Origin of the sequence: Rathayibacter sp. VKM Ac-2835, assembly GCF_013266705.1 — a bacterium.
Classification (GTDB): Bacteria; Actinomycetota; Actinomycetes; order Actinomycetales; family Microbacteriaceae; genus Rathayibacter.
The window spans coordinates 464,491-480,627 of sequence record NZ_JABSNQ010000001.1 but is presented as its reverse complement, the minus strand read 5'-3'; the positions used below and the strand labels follow the sequence as shown (position 1 = coordinate 480,627).

Here is a 16,137-nt window from a genome sequence, read left to right as displayed (position 1 = left end):
GCTCACTCGCCGCGCGTCTGCTCCGTGTCCACCGCCAGCCCCAGCACGTCGAGGATCCAGGCGTACTCGAACGCCACCTCGCGCCAGCGCTCGTAGCGCCCGCTGACGCCGCCGTGCCCGGCCGTCATCTCGATCTTGAGCAGCGCCGGCGCCCCGACCTCGCGCAGCCGCGCCACCCACTTCGCGGGCTCGACGTAGAGCACGCGGGTGTCGTTGAGGCTCGTCGTCGCGAGGATCCGCGGGTACCGGACGTCCTCGCGGACGTTCTCGTAGGGCGAGTACGACTTCATGTAGGCGTAGACCTCGGGGTCGTGCAGCGGGTCGCCCCACTCGTCCCACTCGATCACGGTGAGCGGCAGCGACGGGTCGAGGATCGAGGTCAGCGCGTCGACGAACGGCACCTGCGCCAGGATCCCGGCGAAGGCCTCCGGCGCCAGGTTCGCGACCGCGCCCATCAGCAGGCCGCCGGCCGAGCCGCCCTGCGCGACGAGGCGCTCCGGCGTGGTGAAGCCCGCCTCGACGAGGTGGCGGGCGGAGTCGACGAAGTCGGTGAAGGTGGTGCGCTTGGCGAGGGTCTTGCCCTCCTCGTACCAGGAGCGGCCCATCTCGCCGCCCCCGCGCACGTGCGCGATGGCGAAGACGACCCCGCGGTCGAGCAGCGAGAGCCGTGCGATCGAGAAGCCGGGGTCGATGCTCGCCTCGTACGAGCCGTAGCCGTAGAGCAGCAGCGGCGCGGGCGCCTCGTCGGGTGCCGCCGCGTCGCGTCGCCAGACCAGCGACAGCGGGATGCGCGTGCCGTCCTGGGCGGTCGCCCACTCGCGGCGCTGCTCGTAGCGCTCGGGGTCGTAGTCGCCGAGGACCGGCTGCTGCTTGAGCACCGTCCGCTCACCGGTCGCGACGTCGAGGGTGAGCACCGTGGAGGGGGTGACGAACGAGGTGTAGGCGAGGCGCAGCGCGGGCTGCTCCCACTCCGGGTTGCCGGCGAGCCCCGCGTCGTAGAGCGGCTCGTCGAAGGCGATCTCCTCCAGGCGCGCATCGCCGTCGCCGTCGATCAGGAGGCCGAGGCGGGTCGCCCCCGCCTCGCGGTAGGAGACGACGACGTGCTTCGCGAAGGCGTCGACGCCCTCGATCCGGCGGCCGGGCGTGTGCGGGACGAGCACGCGGCGCTCGGCCGCCCGCTCCTCGGGGCTGAGCGAGAGGTCGGCCGGCTCCTCGACGATCTCGAAGTCGAGGGCGCCGTCGTTGTGCACGATCAGCAGGCGGTCGCGGCCGTCGACGACGGCGTGGTCGACCTCGTACTCGACGCCCTCGCGGCGCGGCCAGACCGAGCGGAACTCGCCGGTCGGCTCCTCCGCGTCGAGCAGCAGGCACTCGCTGGTGATCTTGCTGCCGATCTCGATGACGAGGAAGCGGCGGCTGCGGGTGAGCCCGACGCCGATCCAGTAGCGCTCGTCCGGCTCGGAGAAGACGACCTCGTCGGCCGTGGAGTCGGTGCCGACGGTGTGCCGCCAGATCGTGTCCGGCCGCCAGGACTCGTCGACCGTGGGGTAGAAGACGAAGCGGGCGTCGGCGCCGAAGGTGGCGCCGCCGCCGGTGCCCTCGACGACGTCGGGCAGGTCCTCGCCCGTGCTCAGGTCGCGGACGCGCAGGGTGTAGCGCTCGTCGCCCTCGACGTCGGTGCCGAAGAGCAGGAAGCGCCCGTCGCTGGACACGTCGAAGCTGCCGAGCGAGAAGAAGTCGTGTCCCTCGGCCTCGACGTTGCCGTCGAGGACGACCTGCTCGCCCTCGAGAGGCCCGCCCTCGGCGATGGAGGGCGGGGTCCAGTCGTCCGGACCCGCGATCGGCGCGCGGCAGTGCACGCCGTACTGGCGGCCCTCGTAGGAGCGGGAGAAGTACCACCAGGCGCCCTCGCGGACGGGCACCGACAGGTCGGTCTCCTTCGTCCGCGAGCGGATCTCCTCGAAGAGGCGCTCGCGGAGCGGGGCGAGGGGAGCGAGGAGGGCGTCGGTGTAGGCGTTCTCGGCGTCGAGGTGCGCGATCACCTCGGGCTCCTCCTTCTGCCGCAGCCACTCGTACTGATCGACCACGAGATCGCCGTGGTGACGGCGTTCGAGCGGGACACGGCGGGCGACGGGAGGGACGGGCGCGGTCATCCGCCCAGCCTAGGCCGACCGCGCGCCCCGCCGAGGGAGTGCCCCCGCGAGCGCCGCCCGCGTGCGCACAATGGAGCATGGCTGAGCGTGCGGACAGGACGAAGGCGGGCGCGCAGCGCCGAGTGCAGACCGAGGTGGAGCGCAAGTACGACGTCGGCGCCGACACCGCCCTGCCGGATCTGATCGGCGCGGGAGCCGTCGCCTCCGCGCGCGCCGAGGAGCCCGTCCGCCTCTGGGCCCAGTACTTCGACACCGCCGACCGGGCGCTGTCCCGCGGCCGGATCACGCTCCGCCGCCGCGAGGGCGGCGAGGACGAGGGCTGGCACGTCAAGCTGCCCGGCTCCTCGGGCCGCACCGAGATCCATGCGCCGCTCACCGCCTCGCGCACCGTGCCTGCCGAGGTCCGGGAGCCCGTGCTCGGCCACGTCGGCCGCTCGCGGCTCGAGCCGCTCGCCACCCTCGAGACCGTCCGAGCGATCACCCGCGTCGCGGACTCCGCCGGCCGTCGCCTCGCCGAGATCGCCGACGACCTCGTCATCGCGCACGACCAGCGCTCGGGCGTCGAGCGGCGCTGGCGGGAGTGGGAGGTCGAGCTCGTCGACGTCCACGGCCCCGAGGGCGAGGCGGTGCTCGACGCGATCGAGGAGCGGCTGCTGGCCGCGGGCGCCCGCCCCGCCGAGAGCGCGTCGAAGCTCGCCCGGGCCACCGGCGGTCCGATCGAGGACGGGCACTCCGCAGCCGAGGACGGCGGGGAGGCGGCGCTCGCCGCGATCCGCGAGCTCCTGGCCGGCCTGCGCGCCGTCGATCCGCGGGTGCGGCTGGAGGCCGACGACGCGCTGCACCGGATGCGCCTGCACACCCGCCGCCTCCGCAGCGTCCTGGCCGCCTCCCGGTCCGTGCTCGACCGCGAGGCCCTCGACCCGCTGCGCGACGAGCTGCGCTGGCTCGGCGGCGTGCTCGGCGCCGCCCGCGACGAGGAGGTGCTCGCCGCCCGGCTCCGCACCGCCGTCCAGGAGGCGGGGGAGGGACTGCCCGCGAAGGCCGTCGCCGGGACCACCCTCTTCGACGCGATCGAGCGCCGGCAGGCCGTGGCGCTGCAGCGGGTCGCGAAGACTCTGCGCGGCGCCCGCTACCTCGCCCTGCTCGACTCCCTCGACGCCCTGCTGGCGGATCCGCCGCGGACGGCGAAGGCCGCCGCGAGCGCGAAGAAGCTCGTCCGCCGCTCCCTCGCGAAGGAGCTCTCGCGGGTCGACGAGGCGCGGAGCGGCGAGGACGATCTCGAGGCCCGCCACGAGGTGCGCAAGGCCGCCAAGCGCCTGCGCTACGTCGTCGAGGCGTGGAGCGCCGTGGTCCCGGCCGCGGTCGGCTCGAAGCGGCGCAGGCTCGCGAAGGCGGCGGAGGCCGTCGCCGACGCGCTGGGAGAGGAGCGCGACGCCCTCGCCGCCCGCGACGTGCTCCGCGGCCACGCGCTCGTGGCGGCCCGCCGCAGCGAGCCGGCGTTCGCCCTCGGCGCCGCTTCCGCCCGCGAGGAGACGCGCGCTCGGGAGGCCGCGAAGGCCGGGGACGCGGCTCTGGAGCGGCTGCACTCCCTGTCAAGCTGAGCAGGACGGTCATCCGCACGAAACAGGCGGCGGATAATGTGAATCATGCCTTCTGTCCGTCCTCTGCCGTCTGCCCTCCTGCGTCCGCGCCATTTCGACCGTGACGACGTCGTCGTCCATGCCGGACTGTTCTCGCTGGTCAACTCGAGTACGACCCCGCAGGCGGCCTGGACCGAGGACCTGATCGCCCTCGGCGAGGTGCTCGACGAGGCCGAGTTCCCCTACCGCCTCATCCGCGGCACGAAGGGCGCTCCCTTCCTCGCGATCGACCGCTCGCTCGGCGCCGAGCTGGCGACGCTCCTGGCCCGCGCCTTCGCCACCGAGCCCTTCTACGTGAAGACGCTCGACAAGCGCGGCACCCCGCCCCTGCTCCTGGCCGAGGGCGCGATCGCCCCGTACCCGCGCGCCGCCGTCTTCTCGCTCTTCCGGCCCCGCGTCTCCTCGAGCGGCTCGCTCCGCTACGGCGCCCGCAGCGGTGTCCGCCTGGAGTTCTGGAAGGTCGGCGAGGAGGAGATCACCACTCCCGCCGAGAACGCGCTGATGCGCAGCAGCCTCCCCGTCGCCGAGGCGATCGACGCGCACGTCGAGGCCTACGGCCGCACCTGGCCGACCTTCGAGGGCATGTTCGAGCCGCTGGTCAGCGACATCCGCTTCGACGTGGACATCGTCTTCTCCTGGGTCGACGGGACGGACCTGGAGTTCCAGCGCGCCCGCGCCGCCCGGATGGCCAGCTACGTCGTGGGCGAGGGCGACGACGCCCCCGCGCGCTTCCGCCAGATCGACGAGCTGAAGTACGCGCTGCGCAGCGTCTACATGTACGCGCCGTGGGTCCGGCACATCTACATCGTCACCGACTCGCCGCGCCCGCGCTGGCTCGACGAGCACCCCGACGTCACCCTGGTCCGCAGCGAGGACCACTTCCGCGACCTCTCGGTGCTGCCCACGCACAACTCGCACGCGGTCGAGAGCCAGCTGCACCGCATCCCCGGCCTGGCCGAGCACTTCCTCTACTCGAACGACGACATGTTCTTCGGCCGCCCCGTCGACCCGTCGATCTTCTTCTCGCCCGGAGGCATCACCAAGTTCATCGAGGCGACCACCCGCATCGGGATGGGCGACTCCAACGCCTCCCGCAGCGGGTTCGAGAACGCGGCGCGTGTCAACCGCCGGCTGCTCCGCGAGCGCTTCGGCGCGATGACGACCCGCCACCTCGAGCACGCCGCCACGCCGCTCCGCAAGAGCGTGATGGCCGAGCTCGAGTCCGAGTTCGAGCCGGAGTTCACCGCGACGGCCGCGAGCCGCTTCCGCTCGGCGAGCGACGTCTCCGTCACCAACTCGCTCTACCACTACTACGCGCTGATGACCGGCCGCGCGGTGGTGCAGGAGAACGCCTCCGTGAAGTACGTCGACACGACGATGCACCAGGGCCTGAAGGACATGAAGAAGCTGCTGAAGAACCGCGCCGTCGACTTCTTCTGCCTGAACGACGGCAGCTTCCCCGAGATCTCCGCCGAGGTGCGCACCCGCGCGGTGATCGACTTCCTCGAGGAGTACTACCCGATCCCGGCGCCGTGGGAGACGGTCGACTGATCATGGGCTGGGCGATCGGCGGAGGAGTCCTCGGGCTGCTGCTCGGACTCGCCAGCGCGCTCGTCTTCCCCGGCATCGGGGTCGGCGCGGGTTTCGGCGTCGGGATCGCCCTCGGCGCGGCCCTCGCCTTCGCCGGCCGTCTGTTCGCCCTCGACCGCAACCGTTCCAAGCGCTGACGTCCGCTCTGCAGCACCTGCCGGTTCTGCAGGCTCCCGTCTGTTCTGCAGGCGATCCGCGGCTCCGGAGACTCGGATCCGCGGACGGGATCGTCTGTCGGCGCGGATCGCCTGCAGATCGAACGCGGGCCGCTAGGCGCTGACGCCGACCGGCTCCGCGACGGGCGGGTAGAGCGCCTCGACCTGCTCGAGCGGAGCGGCCGTGGCCGGGGCGATCTCGACGCCGTGCGAGGCGAGGATCCGCTCGGTCTCGTTCGCCGAGACGTAGGACACCTCGGTCGAGGCGCCGATCGGCACCACCGAGTGCAGCACCGTGCCGTCGTAGACGTGGATGAGGTTGAAGGCCTGCGCCGAATTGCGGGCGCGGGTGCCGCCGACCGGCACGTTGAGGTCCTGCGTGTAGCAGGTGGCCGACGCGACCGAGACGGGGATGCCCGCGAACGTCGCCGTCGAGGAGTAGTGCAGGTGGCCGGCGATGATGCTGCGGACGTCCGAGCCCTCGAGGACCTCCGCGAGCGCCGGCTGATCGCGGAGCTCGACGAGCACCGACAGGTCGAGCACGCTCGGCACCGGCGGGTGGTGCAGCGCCAGGATCGTGCCGTGCGGCGCCGGGCTGGAGAGCTCCTCGGCGAGCCAGTCGAGCTGGGCGTCCGAGATCTCGCCGTAGTGGGCACCGGGGACGGTCGAGTCCAGCGCGATGATGCGCAGTCCGTTCACGTCGTGCACGCGGTCGATCGGCTGCGTGGTCGGCAGCTGGTCGAGCAGGCCGGAGCGGAACGCTCCGCGGTCGTCGTGATTGCCCATCACCCAGATCACCTCCGCACCCAGGCGGGCGGCGGCCGGCTCGACGACGGCGCGCAGCTTGGCGTACGCCTGCGGCTCGCCCTTGTCGGCCAGATCGCCGGTGATCACGACCGCCTCCGGGCGACCGCCCGAGGCCTCCAGCTCGTCGAACAGGCGGCGGAGCTGCGCCTCGCTGTCGACGTCGGAGCCGTACAGCCCGCCGTCTCCGGCGATGAAGTGGGTGTCGCTGAGGTGAAGGATGAAGTGGTTCGGCCGGGGGTACTCGGCCTGGCGGACAGTCATGATCCTCGGGTTCCACGATCGGTGGGGCCGGCTCGATCGAGTCGGCGTCGGTACGGGATGTCGCATGGTGCTGTACTGCGGTCCGCGGGCTGGGAACTGCTCCCGCGAGGCTCAGTCCATCATCGCGGGGTGAACGGACGGCCAACGAGGACCGGCGCGTCATCGAACGGTTTTCCCAGATTCGGCGCTGCCCGGCGCCTCGGTCCTCAGGAACGGCACACCCTGCGCGCACTCCCCGCACACCGAGCGCCCACGCCGCGCATCGGCACTGCAGAGGGATTCGTCAGAGCTCGAGCAGGAGCCGCGCGTAGAAGGCGATGGCGCGCTCGAACTGGTCGACCTCGATCGACTCGTCGGCGCCGTGGATGCCGAGCTGCTGCTGCGGGCTGATCTCGAAGGGGATGAAGCGGTAGACCCCGTCGCTGATCGCGTGGAAGTGCCGGGCGTCGCTGCCACCGGTCTGCACGTAGGGCGCGACGATCGCCTCGGGGAAGACCTCCTGCACGACGCCGCGGAGCACGTCGTAGGGGCCGCCGTCGCCCGGCTCGCCGGTGGGGGAGACGGGGGAGGGCTCGTGCGCGACGCGCACCTCGATCTCGACCTCGGGGTCGTCGATCACCGCGCGGATCCGCTCGACCACGCCGGCGACGGTGCCGCCCGGGTTGATCCGCACGTTCGCGATCGCGCTGGCGGAGGACGCGAGGACGTTGGCCCCGGTGCTGCCGCGCAGCTGCGTGATCGCCACGGTGGTCCGCAGCATCGCCGCGGCGCGGTTGGAGTGCGAGGCGAGAGCGCCGATGACCGCGTCGGGGTGCTCGTGCGGGCTGGCGTACCAGACGGCGTGCGCGGCGTCGGCGCGGGGTGCGGCGGTGCGCACCAGCTCGGCGATCGGCTCCGGCAGCGTCGAGGGGAACGGGTTCTCGGTCAGGCGGTGGATCGCCCGCGCGAGGCGCTGGGTGGCGAGCATGCCCGGCAGGGGCGGCGGGGCGGAGGCGTGCCCGCCCGCGTCGCGGCAGGTCAGCTCGAGGTTCATGATGCCGCGCTCGGTGACGCCGATGACGGCGATCGGCGTGCTCACTCCGGGCACGATGCCGCGGCGGACGTTGCCGCCCTCGTCCAGCACGAAGCGGGGGCGCACCCCGCGCGCGCCGAGCAGGGCGACGATCGACGGCGCACCGTCGCCGGCCGTCTCCTCGTTGTGCGTCGAGACGAGGTAGACGTCCCTGCGGGGACGCTCGCCGCGCAGGACGGCCGCCTCGACGGCCTCGAGGAGCGCGACGAGGGAGCCCTTGTCGTCGAGCGCGCCGCGCCCCACGATCGCCGTGCGGCCGTCGGGGCGGAGGACGGTGTCGGCCGCGAACGGCGCGATCGACCAGTCGTCGGGGGTGACGCTGACCACGTCGTAGTGCGCCATCAGGACCGAGGGCTCGCCGTCCTCGGTGCCGCGCCAGCGCCAGACCAGGGAGTGACCGGCCACGGTCTCGCGCTCGAGGGCACTGTGCAGCGCGGGGTAGAACTGCTCGAGCAGCTCCTGGAAGACGCGGAAGCGGCTCCAGTCGGTGTCGGACTCGTCGGAGTGCGACACCGTGTCGACCCGCAGCAGGGCCTGGAAGCGCTCGAGCGCGGTCGTCGTCACCGGGCTAGCCTACGACGGCGGTCCCGACCCCCCGGACCCGGCGAGCGGAGGTGCGGCATGGGTGCGCAGCCCCCGATCCGCCCGCTGCCCGAGGTCTGCGTCGTCTACGTCCTCCGCGACTCGCCCCGCGGCGTCGAGGTGCTGCTGGGGCGGAAGCTCCGCGGCCTCGGCGAGGGCCGGATCGTGGCGCCCGGCGGCAAGCTCGAGCCGGGGGAGTCGCCCGCCGAGGCCGCCGTCCGCGAGCTCGCGGAGGAGGTCGGCCTGCGCACGGAGCCGACGGACCTCGAGCCCCGCGGCTCCCTCGACTACCTCTTCCCGCACCGGCCCGCCTGGAGTCAGCGCTCGCACGTCTTCGTCTGCCGCCGCTGGTCGGGCGACGTGGTCGCGTCGGGCGAGCTCGCCGCCGCCTTCGTCCCGCTCGACGAGGTCCCGCTCGACCGGATGTGGGACGACGCACGCTTCTGGCTGCCCGCGGTGCTGCGCTCCGGCGCCGAGGCATCGGGCACCTTCGAGTTCGGCGCCGACCTCGAGCACGTCGTCGCTCGGTCCTGATCCCGCCGTCCGGTCGCATCACCGCCGGATCCTCGACGCCTCCTCGGTCGGACGTCCTCGAGCTCACCGGCACGGCGCGACCTCGATCAGGCCGAGATCCTCGACTCCCGCATCCTCTGACGAGCGCGCACTCCGTGCGGCTAGACGTCGAGCACGTCGCCGGGCTCGAGGGCGTGGTACTCGCCGCCGCCCTCGCGGGTCGCCCAGCCGAGGCGGTCGTGGCCGAGCTTCTGACCGGCCTCCGAGAGCACCCGCTCGTGCGTCGCGAAGGCGTGCCGCGGTGCGAGCTCGAGGATGTAGTCGATCGACTCCGCGATCTTCATCCACGGGGCTCCCGAGGGGGCCGCCAGCACTTCGACGTCGGCACCGGTGGGCACGGTGAAGGAGTCGCCCGCGTAGTAGAAGCGGCCGTTCACCAGCACTCCGACGTTGTCGATCACGGGGATGGAGGAGTGGATCACCGCGTGCCGGGAGCCGAAGAAGCGCAGCTCGAACGGCCCGACCTCGACGACGTCGCCCTCGGCGACCGTCTCGACGTCGAAGCCCTCGGCCGCCGCGGCGACGCCGGCCGGGCCGAGGATGCGCAGTCCCGGGTTCGCGGCGCGCAGGCGCTCCAGCTGCTCGGGGGTCCAGTGATCGGCGTGCTCGTGGGTGATCACGACCGCGACCGTGTCGGCCGTGCCCTCGACGGGCCGGGTGAAGGATCCGGGGTCGAGGACGAGCCGCGAGCCCGCCTCCTCGACGAGGACGGTGGCGTGCTCGAGCTTGGTCAGTCGCATGATCCGAGCCTCTCGCGGGGGCCGCCGCCGTGCAAGGCGGTCCCGGCAGCCGCGCCGTCCACCCGCTCGATTTGCACCGGTGCGGATCCGTGTGCAACACTCTTCGAGTTGCAAAAACGCGGCCCCATCGTTTAGCGGCCTAGGACGTCGCCCTCTCACGGCGGTAACGCGGGTTCAAATCCCGCTGGGGTCACCACGGCAACACGAGCAGAACCCCCGGTCATGGCCGGGGGTTCTTCTCGTTTAACGGCCCGCTCCCCGGGGAGGGACCGTCGGAACACACTCACCCGGAAGGTCGTCCCATGCAAGAGCTGCCCGTCTGGTTCGTGACCGGCTCGTTCGTCGTCCTGAGCCTCATCCTGGCCGCGGACCTGCTGCTGGTCTACAAGCGCCCGCACGTGCCGAGCCTGAAGGAGTCGGGCCTCTGGGTCGGCTTCTACGTCACGCTCGCGCTGATCTTCGCGCTGGTGATGCTGCTGCTGGGCGGGGGAGAGGTCGCCGGTCAGTTCGTCGCGGGCTGGCTGACCGAGTACAGCCTGTCGATCGACAATCTGTTCGTCTTCGTGATCATCATGGGCCGCTTCGCGGTGCCGCCGAAGTACCAGCAGGAAGTGCTGATGGTGGGCATCATCATCGCGCTGATCTTCCGCGGGGTGTTCATCCTCCTCGGCGCGCAGCTGATCGAGAGCTTCAGCTGGATCTTCTACCTCTTCGGCGCCTTCCTCGTCTACACCGCCTGGAACCAGGCGTTCGGCAAGGAGGACGAGAACGAGGGCACCGACAACCTCCTCATCCGCCTGCTGCGCAAGCGCGTGAAGATCTCGGACGAGTTCGACGGCTCGAAGATCCGCACGGTGAAGGACGGGAAGAAGTACTTCACGCCGATGCTGATCGTGTTCCTCGCGATCGGCTCGACGGACCTGCTGTTCGCGCTCGACTCGATCCCGGCGATCTTCGGCATCACGGAGAGCCCGTTCATCGTCTTCACCGCCAACATCTTCGCCCTGATGGGTCTGCGCCAGCTCTACTTCCTGCTCGGCGGACTGATCGACAAGCTCGAGTACCTCAAGTACGGCATCGCGTTCATCCTCGCCTTCATCGGTGTGAAGCTCGTGCTGCACGCCCTGCACGAGAACGACCTGCCCTTCCTCAACGGCGGCGAGCCGCTGCCGGTCTGGGACATCGACACGATCACCTCGCTGGCCGTCATCGTCGTCAGCATGACCGTCGCCACGGTCGCGAGCCTGATCAAGATGCGCCGCGAGCACTCCCACATCGAGCTGCACGACGGCCACCCGGAGGTCGTCGCCGACGCCGACGGGCAGGACCGCGCCGAGAAGAAGTGAGCCCGGTCCCGTGACTGCGACGACGACCACCACCAGCATCGATCTGCCGCAGGGCACCCTCCTCCTGACGGTGTCGAGCAGCACCGACGTGGGCGCCGTCCGGCGGGTGAACGAGGACGCGCTGCTCGTCGCGCCGACCCTGGTGGCCGTCGCCGACGGCATGGGCGGGCACGCCCGCGGCGACCTGGCGAGCACGACGGCCGTCGAGAGCCTGAGGGCGGGCACCGCCGAGGCGATCGGGCCCGTCTCGGACGTCTTCGCCGCCGTCGAGACCGCCAACGCCGCCGTCCGCGATCTCGACGTCGGCGGTGCGCTCTGCGGGACGACGCTCACCGGACTGACCCTCGTCCGTCCCGACGGCGACGGGCCCGCGTCCTGGGCCCTCTTCAACGTCGGCGACTCCCGCGTCTACCGCTGGGACGGCGCCGGGATCCAGCAGCTCACCGTCGACCACTCGGCGGTGCAGGAGCTGGTCTCGGCCGGCCTGCTCACCCGCGAGGCGGCGGAGTCGCACCCCGACCGGAACATCGTCACCCGCGCGCTCGGCGCCGACGACGAGGTCGAGACCGACGTCTGGACCCTCCCGATCGTGCCGCGGGCGAGCTACCTGCTCTGCTCCGACGGCCTCACCAAGGAGCTCTCCGACGCCCGCATCGCCGAGCTCCTCGCCCGCCGCGACGCGGGTGCGCTGCACGGCGTCGACCTCGCCGAGGCGCTCGTGCAGGCTGCGGTCGACGCGGGCGGACGCGACAACGTGACGGTCGTCGTCGTGGACGCCGTGCTCGTCCCCCGAGCCTGAGCCGCGACCGTTCCGCGGGTGCCGTGACCCTCGAACGTGTCACAGTGGCGTCGACAACCGACTGCAGAGCCCGGCTGTCGATTGGCATACTGGAGGGATGGACACCGTCGAGGCTCTCGATCGCGCGAAGACGCGCTTCGCAGAGGGGGACGTCCGAGGAGCCGTGTCGCTCCTCGAGCGCTGTGTCGATGCCGACCCCACGTGGCTCGATCCCCGGGTCCTCCTGTCCGAGCTCTACCGGCGCTCCGGTGACCTCATCGAGGCGGGTCGCTGGGGCTACCTGATCGAGAACTGCGCCGCCCCCGAGGAGCGGCGGGCGTTCGAGCGCGCCCTGGTGCGCGCCGACGAGGATCCGTTCGAGTTCGCGGAGCGCGCCCTGGTGCGCCCGCTCGAGCTCGCCGCCGAGTCGTCGCACGCCGCGATGATGCTCGCCGAGCTGCCGGCCCGGATCGACGAGGCCGAGCGCTTCGAGCAGGAGTCGCCCGACCCGCTCGACGGCGATTGGTTCGAGCACGAGGCGCTGCCGGTCAAGCGGCGCTCCGGCTTCGTCGGGATGGTCGGCGCCGCGGTCGCCGCGGTCTTCGTGGTCGGCGGCGTGGTGGTCGGCGCGGCGGCGCTGCTGGTGGTCCCCGCGGTGCTGATCGCCATGCTCGTCGCGCCCTGATCGCGTGTCCGGATCGCTCCGATCCGCTCGGGCCGCGCCTCCCGGCCGGGCGTCGACGCGGTGCTATCCTCGGTCAATGCTGTTCGGCCGGCTCCTCCTTCTCCGCCGCGACGAGACCTCGATCTGACAGGCCTCTCTCGTCGCGGTGTCTCTCGTGGGCTGACCACCATTCCTGAGGAAGAGAATCCCGCCATGAACGACAGTTCCCCCGATACCGCTGTGCGCCCGGCCGCGGAGCGCCCGCGCACCCTGGCCGAGAAGGTCTGGGACGACCACCTCGTCGCCAAGGGCGAGGACGGCACCCCCGACCTGATCTACATCGACCTGCACCTCGTGCACGAGGTGACCAGCCCGCAGGCCTTCGACGGCCTCCGCCAGGCCGGCCGCCCGGTCCGCCGCCCCGATCTCACGATCGCGACCGAGGACCACAACACGCCGACGGTCGGCATCGACAAGCCGATCGCCGACCTCACCAGCCGCACCCAGATCGAGACCCTGCGGCGCAACGCCGCCGAGTTCGGCGTCCGCCTGCACTCGCTCGGCGACATCGAGCAGGGCATCGTGCACGTCGTCGGCCCGCAGCTCGGACTGACCATGCCCGGCATCACCGTGGTCTGCGGCGACTCGCACACCTCGACGCACGGCGCCTTCGGCGCGATGGCGTTCGGCATCGGCACCAGCGAGGTCGAGCATGTGATGGCGACCCAGACCCTGCCGCTCAAGCCCTTCAAGACCATGGCGATCACGGTCGAGGGCGAGCTGCGCGAGGGCGTCACCGCGAAGGACATCATCCTCGCCGTCATCGCGAAGATCGGCACCGGCGGCGGTCAGGGCTACGTGCTCGAGTACCGCGGCTCGGCGATCCGCGCGCTCTCGATGGAGGGCCGGATGACGATCTGCAACATGTCGATCGAGGCCGGGGCCCGCGCCGGCATGGTCGCCCCGGACGAGACGACCTTCGCCTACCTCGAGGGCCGTCCGCACGCCCCCGAGGGCCGGGACTGGGACGACGCGGTCGCCTACTGGCGGACGCTCCCGAGCGACGAGGGCGCCGTCTTCGACGCCGAGGTCGTCCTCGACGCCGACGCGCTCGAGCCCTTCGTCACCTGGGGCACCAACCCCGGCCAGGGCGTCTCGCTCTCGCAGGCCGTGCCCGACCCCGACGCCATCGAGGACCCGAACGAGCGCTCGAACGCCCGCCGCGCCCTGGAGTACATGGACCTCGAGGCCGGCACGCCGATGAAGGAGATCCCGGTCGACGCGGTCTTCATGGGCTCCTGCACCAACTCGCGCATCGAGGATCTCCGCGCCTTCGCGTCGATCATCGCGGGCCGCACCAAGGCGCCCGGCGTCCGGGTGATGGTCGTCCCCGGCTCCGCCCGCGTGCGCATCGAGGCCGAGGCCGAGGGCCTGGACAAGGTGATCACCGCGTTCGGCGCCGAATGGCGCTTCGCCGGCTGCTCGATGTGCCTCGGCATGAACCCGGACCAGCTCGCCCCGGGGGAGCGCTGCGCCTCCACCTCGAACCGCAACTTCGAGGGCCGGCAGGGCAAGGGCGGCCGCACGCACCTCGTCTCGCCGCTCGTCGCCGCTGCGACCGCCGTGCGCGGCACCCTCTCCAGTCCGTCGGACCTGGAGCCCGTCCGCGAGCTGGTGGAGGCCTGATCATGGAGAAGTTCGAGACCGTCACCGGCATCGCGGCGCCGCTGAAGCGCAGCAACGTCGACACCGACCAGATCATCCCGGCCGTCTTCCTCAAGCGGGTCACCAAGACCGGCTTCGAGGACGCTCTCTTCCACGGCTGGCGCCAGGACCCGGAGTTCGTGCTGAACCGGCCGGCCTTCCAGGGCGCGCAGATCCTCGTCGCGGGCCCCGACTTCGGCACCGGCTCCAGCCGCGAGCACGCCGTCTGGGCGCTGCGCGACTTCGGCTTCCGCGTCGTGCTCTCCTCGCGCTTCGGCGACATCTTCCGCGGCAACTCCGGCAAGCAGGGCCTGCTCGCCGCGGCCCTGGCCGAGAGCGACATCACGAGGCTGTGGGAGCTGATCGATGCGACGCCGGGAATAGAAGCGACCGTCGATCTGGTTGGTCGTACGGTCACCGCCGGTGGCGAGACCTTCCCCTTCGAGGTCGACGACTACACTCGTTGGCGCCTGATCGAAGGGCTGGACGACATCGGCCTGACCCTGCGCGACGAAGCGCTCATTTCCGAATTCGAGACCCGTCGCGCGAGCTGGCGGCCCAAGACATTGCCGGTGAAATAGCGTGAACACACTTCTTCAGGATGCCAAGGCGGCGGGAGCGCACGTGGGGATGACGACCGAGAGGCTCACGATCCACGGCGGTCGTCCGCTGAAGGGCCGGATCGAGCTCAAGGGGGCGAAGAACCTCGTCACCAAGGCGATGGTCGCCGCACTCCTCGGCGAGACCGCCTCGACGCTGCGCGACGTGCCCGACATCAGCGACGTCCGCGTCGTGAAGGGCCTGCTCGAGGTGCACGGCGTCAAGGTGAAGCAGGGCCCGGAGGTCGGCGAGCTGATCCTCGACCCGTCCGCCGTCGAGTCGGCGCACTTCGCCGACATCGACGCGCACGCCGGCTCCAGCCGCATCCCGATCCTCTTCTGCGGCCCGCTGCTGCACCGCCTCGGCGAGGCCTTCATCCCCGACCTCGGCGGCTGCCGCATCGGCGACCGCCCGATCGACTACCACCTCGAGGTGCTCCGCAACTTCGGCGCCATCGTCGAGAAGCTGCCCTCCGGCATCCGGATGTCGGCGCCCGAGGGCCTGCACGGCGCCAAGGTGTCGCTGCCCTACCCGAGCGTCGGCGCGACCGAGCAGGTGCTGCTCACCGCGGTCCGCGCCTCGGGCATCACCGAGCTGTCGGGCGCGGCGATCGAGCCGGAGATCATGGATCTCATCAACATCCTGCAGAAGATGGGCGCGATCATCTCGGTCGACACCGACCGCGTGATCCGCATCGAGGGCGTCGACCGCCTCGAGGGCTACACCCACCGCGCGCTCTTCGACCGCAACGAGGCCGCCTCGTGGGCCGCCGCGGCGCTCGCGACCGACGGCGACATCTTCGTCGGCGGCGCCCGCCAGCAGGAGATGACGACCTTCCTCAACGTCTTCCGCAAGGTCGGCGGCGCCTTCGAGATCGCCGAGGACGGCATCCGCTTCTACCACCCCGGTGGCGAGCTGAAGCCCGTCATCATCGAGACCGACGTGCACCCCGGCTTCATGACCGACTGGCAGCAGCCGCTCGTCGTGGCGCTGACCAAGGCCAAGGGCGTCTCGATCGTGCACGAGACCGTCTACGAGCAGCGCTTCGGCTTCGTCGACGCGCTGGTCGAGATGGGCGCGACCATCCAGATCCACCGCGAGTGCCTCGGCGGCCAGGCGTGCCGCTTCGGTCAGCGCAACTTCATGCACTCCGCGGTCATCTCCGGCCCGTCGAAGCTGCACGGCGCCGACATCGTCGTGCCGGACCTGCGCGGCGGGTTCTCGCACCTGATCGCGGCGCTCTCGGCCGAGGGCACCTCCCACGTCTCCAACGTCGGCATCATCAGCCGCGGCTACGAGAACTTCCTCACCAAGCTCGAGCTGCTCGGCGCGGACTTCTCGCTCGACGCCTAGTCCCGGAGCACCTCCGGCACGCGACAACGGCTCCGGCTCGCAGAGTCCCCCCGATCCTGCGAGCCGGAGCCGTTTCCGCGTGCCGGGACTCCGTTGGGCGGTCCCGGTGGCGCCGCGGC

The 16,137-nt window shown here is 71.6% G+C and carries 14 protein-coding genes and 1 tRNA gene; 11 read left to right on the top strand and 4 right to left on the bottom strand.

Annotation, left to right across the window (positions count from 1 at the left end; all coding sequences use genetic code 11):
• Window positions 1-2: 2 nt before the first annotated feature.
• On the bottom strand, window positions 3-2,153 hold the full coding sequence (locus tag HRK28_RS02245; protein WP_173250292.1) for a S9 family peptidase: 2,151 nt from the start codon (window positions 2,151-2,153) through the stop codon (window positions 3-5).
• A gap of 77 nt (window positions 2,154-2,230) precedes the next feature.
• Here HRK28_RS02245 and HRK28_RS02240 point away from each other — a divergent pair, with 77 nt between their 5' ends.
• The 3 genes from HRK28_RS02240 to HRK28_RS02230 are packed head-to-tail and all read left to right on the top strand — an operon-like array spanning window position 2,231 to window position 5,520.
• Window positions 2,231-3,754, top strand: a complete 1,524-nt coding sequence (locus HRK28_RS02240) for a CYTH and CHAD domain-containing protein (RefSeq protein ID WP_173250291.1) — start codon at window positions 2,231-2,233, stop codon at window positions 3,752-3,754.
• Between the two features lie 45 nt (window positions 3,755-3,799).
• Window positions 3,800-5,344, top strand: a complete 1,545-nt coding sequence (locus HRK28_RS02235) for a stealth family protein (protein ID WP_160088503.1) — start codon at window positions 3,800-3,802, stop codon at window positions 5,342-5,344.
• The gene (locus HRK28_RS02230) at window positions 5,326-5,520 is read left to right on the top strand and encodes a hypothetical protein (RefSeq protein WP_173250290.1); all 195 of its coding nucleotides are present in this window, start codon (window positions 5,326-5,328) and stop codon (window positions 5,518-5,520) included. Before HRK28_RS02235 ends, HRK28_RS02230 begins: the two co-directional genes overlap by 19 nt.
• A gap of 132 nt (window positions 5,521-5,652) precedes the next feature.
• Here HRK28_RS02230 and HRK28_RS02225 read toward each other — a convergent pair whose 3' ends face one another.
• Both HRK28_RS02225 and HRK28_RS02220 read right to left on the bottom strand, forming a co-directional pair.
• Window positions 5,653-6,606, bottom strand: a complete 954-nt coding sequence (locus HRK28_RS02225) for a phosphodiesterase (RefSeq protein WP_160088507.1) — start codon at window positions 6,604-6,606, stop codon at window positions 5,653-5,655.
• 283 nt (window positions 6,607-6,889) lie between these two features.
• The gene (locus HRK28_RS02220) at window positions 6,890-8,242 is read right to left on the bottom strand and encodes a M20/M25/M40 family metallo-hydrolase (RefSeq protein WP_173250289.1); all 1,353 of its coding nucleotides are present in this window, start codon (window positions 8,240-8,242) and stop codon (window positions 6,890-6,892) included.
• A 57-nt stretch (window positions 8,243-8,299) separates the two neighbouring features.
• Between HRK28_RS02220 and HRK28_RS02215 the strand changes: the two genes are divergently transcribed.
• Window positions 8,300-8,794 (top strand): 8-oxo-dGTP diphosphatase, encoded by a 495-nt coding sequence (locus tag HRK28_RS02215; protein WP_173250288.1) that lies wholly within the window; start codon window positions 8,300-8,302, stop codon window positions 8,792-8,794.
• Window positions 8,795-8,934: 140 nt separating this feature from the next.
• On the opposite strand, the gene HRK28_RS02210 is transcribed toward HRK28_RS02215, so the two are convergent.
• Complete coding sequence (locus tag HRK28_RS02210) at window positions 8,935-9,573, bottom strand: MBL fold metallo-hydrolase (protein WP_173250287.1); 639 nt, start codon at window positions 9,571-9,573, stop codon at window positions 8,935-8,937.
• A gap of 120 nt (window positions 9,574-9,693) precedes the next feature.
• Here HRK28_RS02210 and HRK28_RS02205 point away from each other — a divergent pair.
• From HRK28_RS02205 to murA, 7 genes are all read left to right on the top strand, one after another.
• Window positions 9,694-9,769 (top strand) — tRNA-Glu (locus HRK28_RS02205).
• Between the two features lie 106 nt (window positions 9,770-9,875).
• Complete coding sequence (locus HRK28_RS02200; RefSeq protein ID WP_123445561.1) at window positions 9,876-10,919, top strand: TerC family protein; 1,044 nt, start codon at window positions 9,876-9,878, stop codon at window positions 10,917-10,919.
• A 10-nt stretch (window positions 10,920-10,929) separates the two neighbouring features.
• On the top strand, window positions 10,930-11,718 hold the full coding sequence (locus HRK28_RS02195; RefSeq protein WP_173250286.1) for a protein phosphatase 2C domain-containing protein: 789 nt from the start codon (window positions 10,930-10,932) through the stop codon (window positions 11,716-11,718).
• A 97-nt stretch (window positions 11,719-11,815) separates the two neighbouring features.
• On the top strand, window positions 11,816-12,382 hold the full coding sequence (locus HRK28_RS02190) for a DUF6584 family protein (protein WP_173250285.1): 567 nt from the start codon (window positions 11,816-11,818) through the stop codon (window positions 12,380-12,382).
• 192 nt (window positions 12,383-12,574) lie between these two features.
• Window positions 12,575-14,047: a 3-isopropylmalate dehydratase large subunit gene (gene leuC / locus HRK28_RS02185; protein ID WP_173250284.1), complete on the top strand. Its 1,473-nt coding sequence runs from the start codon at window positions 12,575-12,577 to the stop codon at window positions 14,045-14,047.
• 2 nt (window positions 14,048-14,049) lie between these two features.
• A complete protein-coding gene (leuD, locus tag HRK28_RS02180; protein WP_160088521.1) occupies window positions 14,050-14,646 on the top strand; it encodes a 3-isopropylmalate dehydratase small subunit in 597 nt (198 codons plus the stop codon).
• Between the two features lie 49 nt (window positions 14,647-14,695).
• Entirely contained in the window at window positions 14,696-16,018 is a 1,323-nt protein-coding gene (gene murA / locus HRK28_RS02175; RefSeq protein WP_160088523.1) for a UDP-N-acetylglucosamine 1-carboxyvinyltransferase, read from the top strand.
• Window positions 16,019-16,137 lie beyond the last annotated feature (119 nt).

Excerpts from the sequence above, each read along its gene's own strand:
- HRK28_RS02245 (WP_173250292.1), bottom strand. The coding sequence starts at position 2,153 with ATGACCGCGCCCGTCCCTCCCGTCGCCCGCCGTGTCCCGCTCGAACGC.
- HRK28_RS02240 (WP_173250291.1), top strand. The coding sequence starts at position 2,231 with ATGGCTGAGCGTGCGGACAGGACGAAGGCGGGCGCGCAGCGCCGAGTG.
- HRK28_RS02235 (WP_160088503.1), top strand. The coding sequence starts at position 3,800 with ATGCCTTCTGTCCGTCCTCTGCCGTCTGCCCTCCTGCGTCCGCGCCAT.
- HRK28_RS02225 (WP_160088507.1), bottom strand. The coding sequence starts at position 6,606 with ATGACTGTCCGCCAGGCCGAGTACCCCCGGCCGAACCACTTCATCCTT.
- HRK28_RS02215 (WP_173250288.1), top strand. The coding sequence starts at position 8,300 with ATGGGTGCGCAGCCCCCGATCCGCCCGCTGCCCGAGGTCTGCGTCGTC.
- HRK28_RS02210 (WP_173250287.1), bottom strand. The coding sequence starts at position 9,573 with ATGCGACTGACCAAGCTCGAGCACGCCACCGTCCTCGTCGAGGAGGCG.
- HRK28_RS02200 (WP_123445561.1), top strand. The coding sequence starts at position 9,876 with ATGCAAGAGCTGCCCGTCTGGTTCGTGACCGGCTCGTTCGTCGTCCTG.
- HRK28_RS02190 (WP_173250285.1), top strand. The coding sequence starts at position 11,816 with ATGGACACCGTCGAGGCTCTCGATCGCGCGAAGACGCGCTTCGCAGAG.
- leuC (WP_173250284.1), top strand. The coding sequence starts at position 12,575 with ATGAACGACAGTTCCCCCGATACCGCTGTGCGCCCGGCCGCGGAGCGC.
- leuD (WP_160088521.1), top strand. The coding sequence starts at position 14,050 with ATGGAGAAGTTCGAGACCGTCACCGGCATCGCGGCGCCGCTGAAGCGC.
- murA (WP_160088523.1), top strand. The coding sequence starts at position 14,696 with ATGACGACCGAGAGGCTCACGATCCACGGCGGTCGTCCGCTGAAGGGC.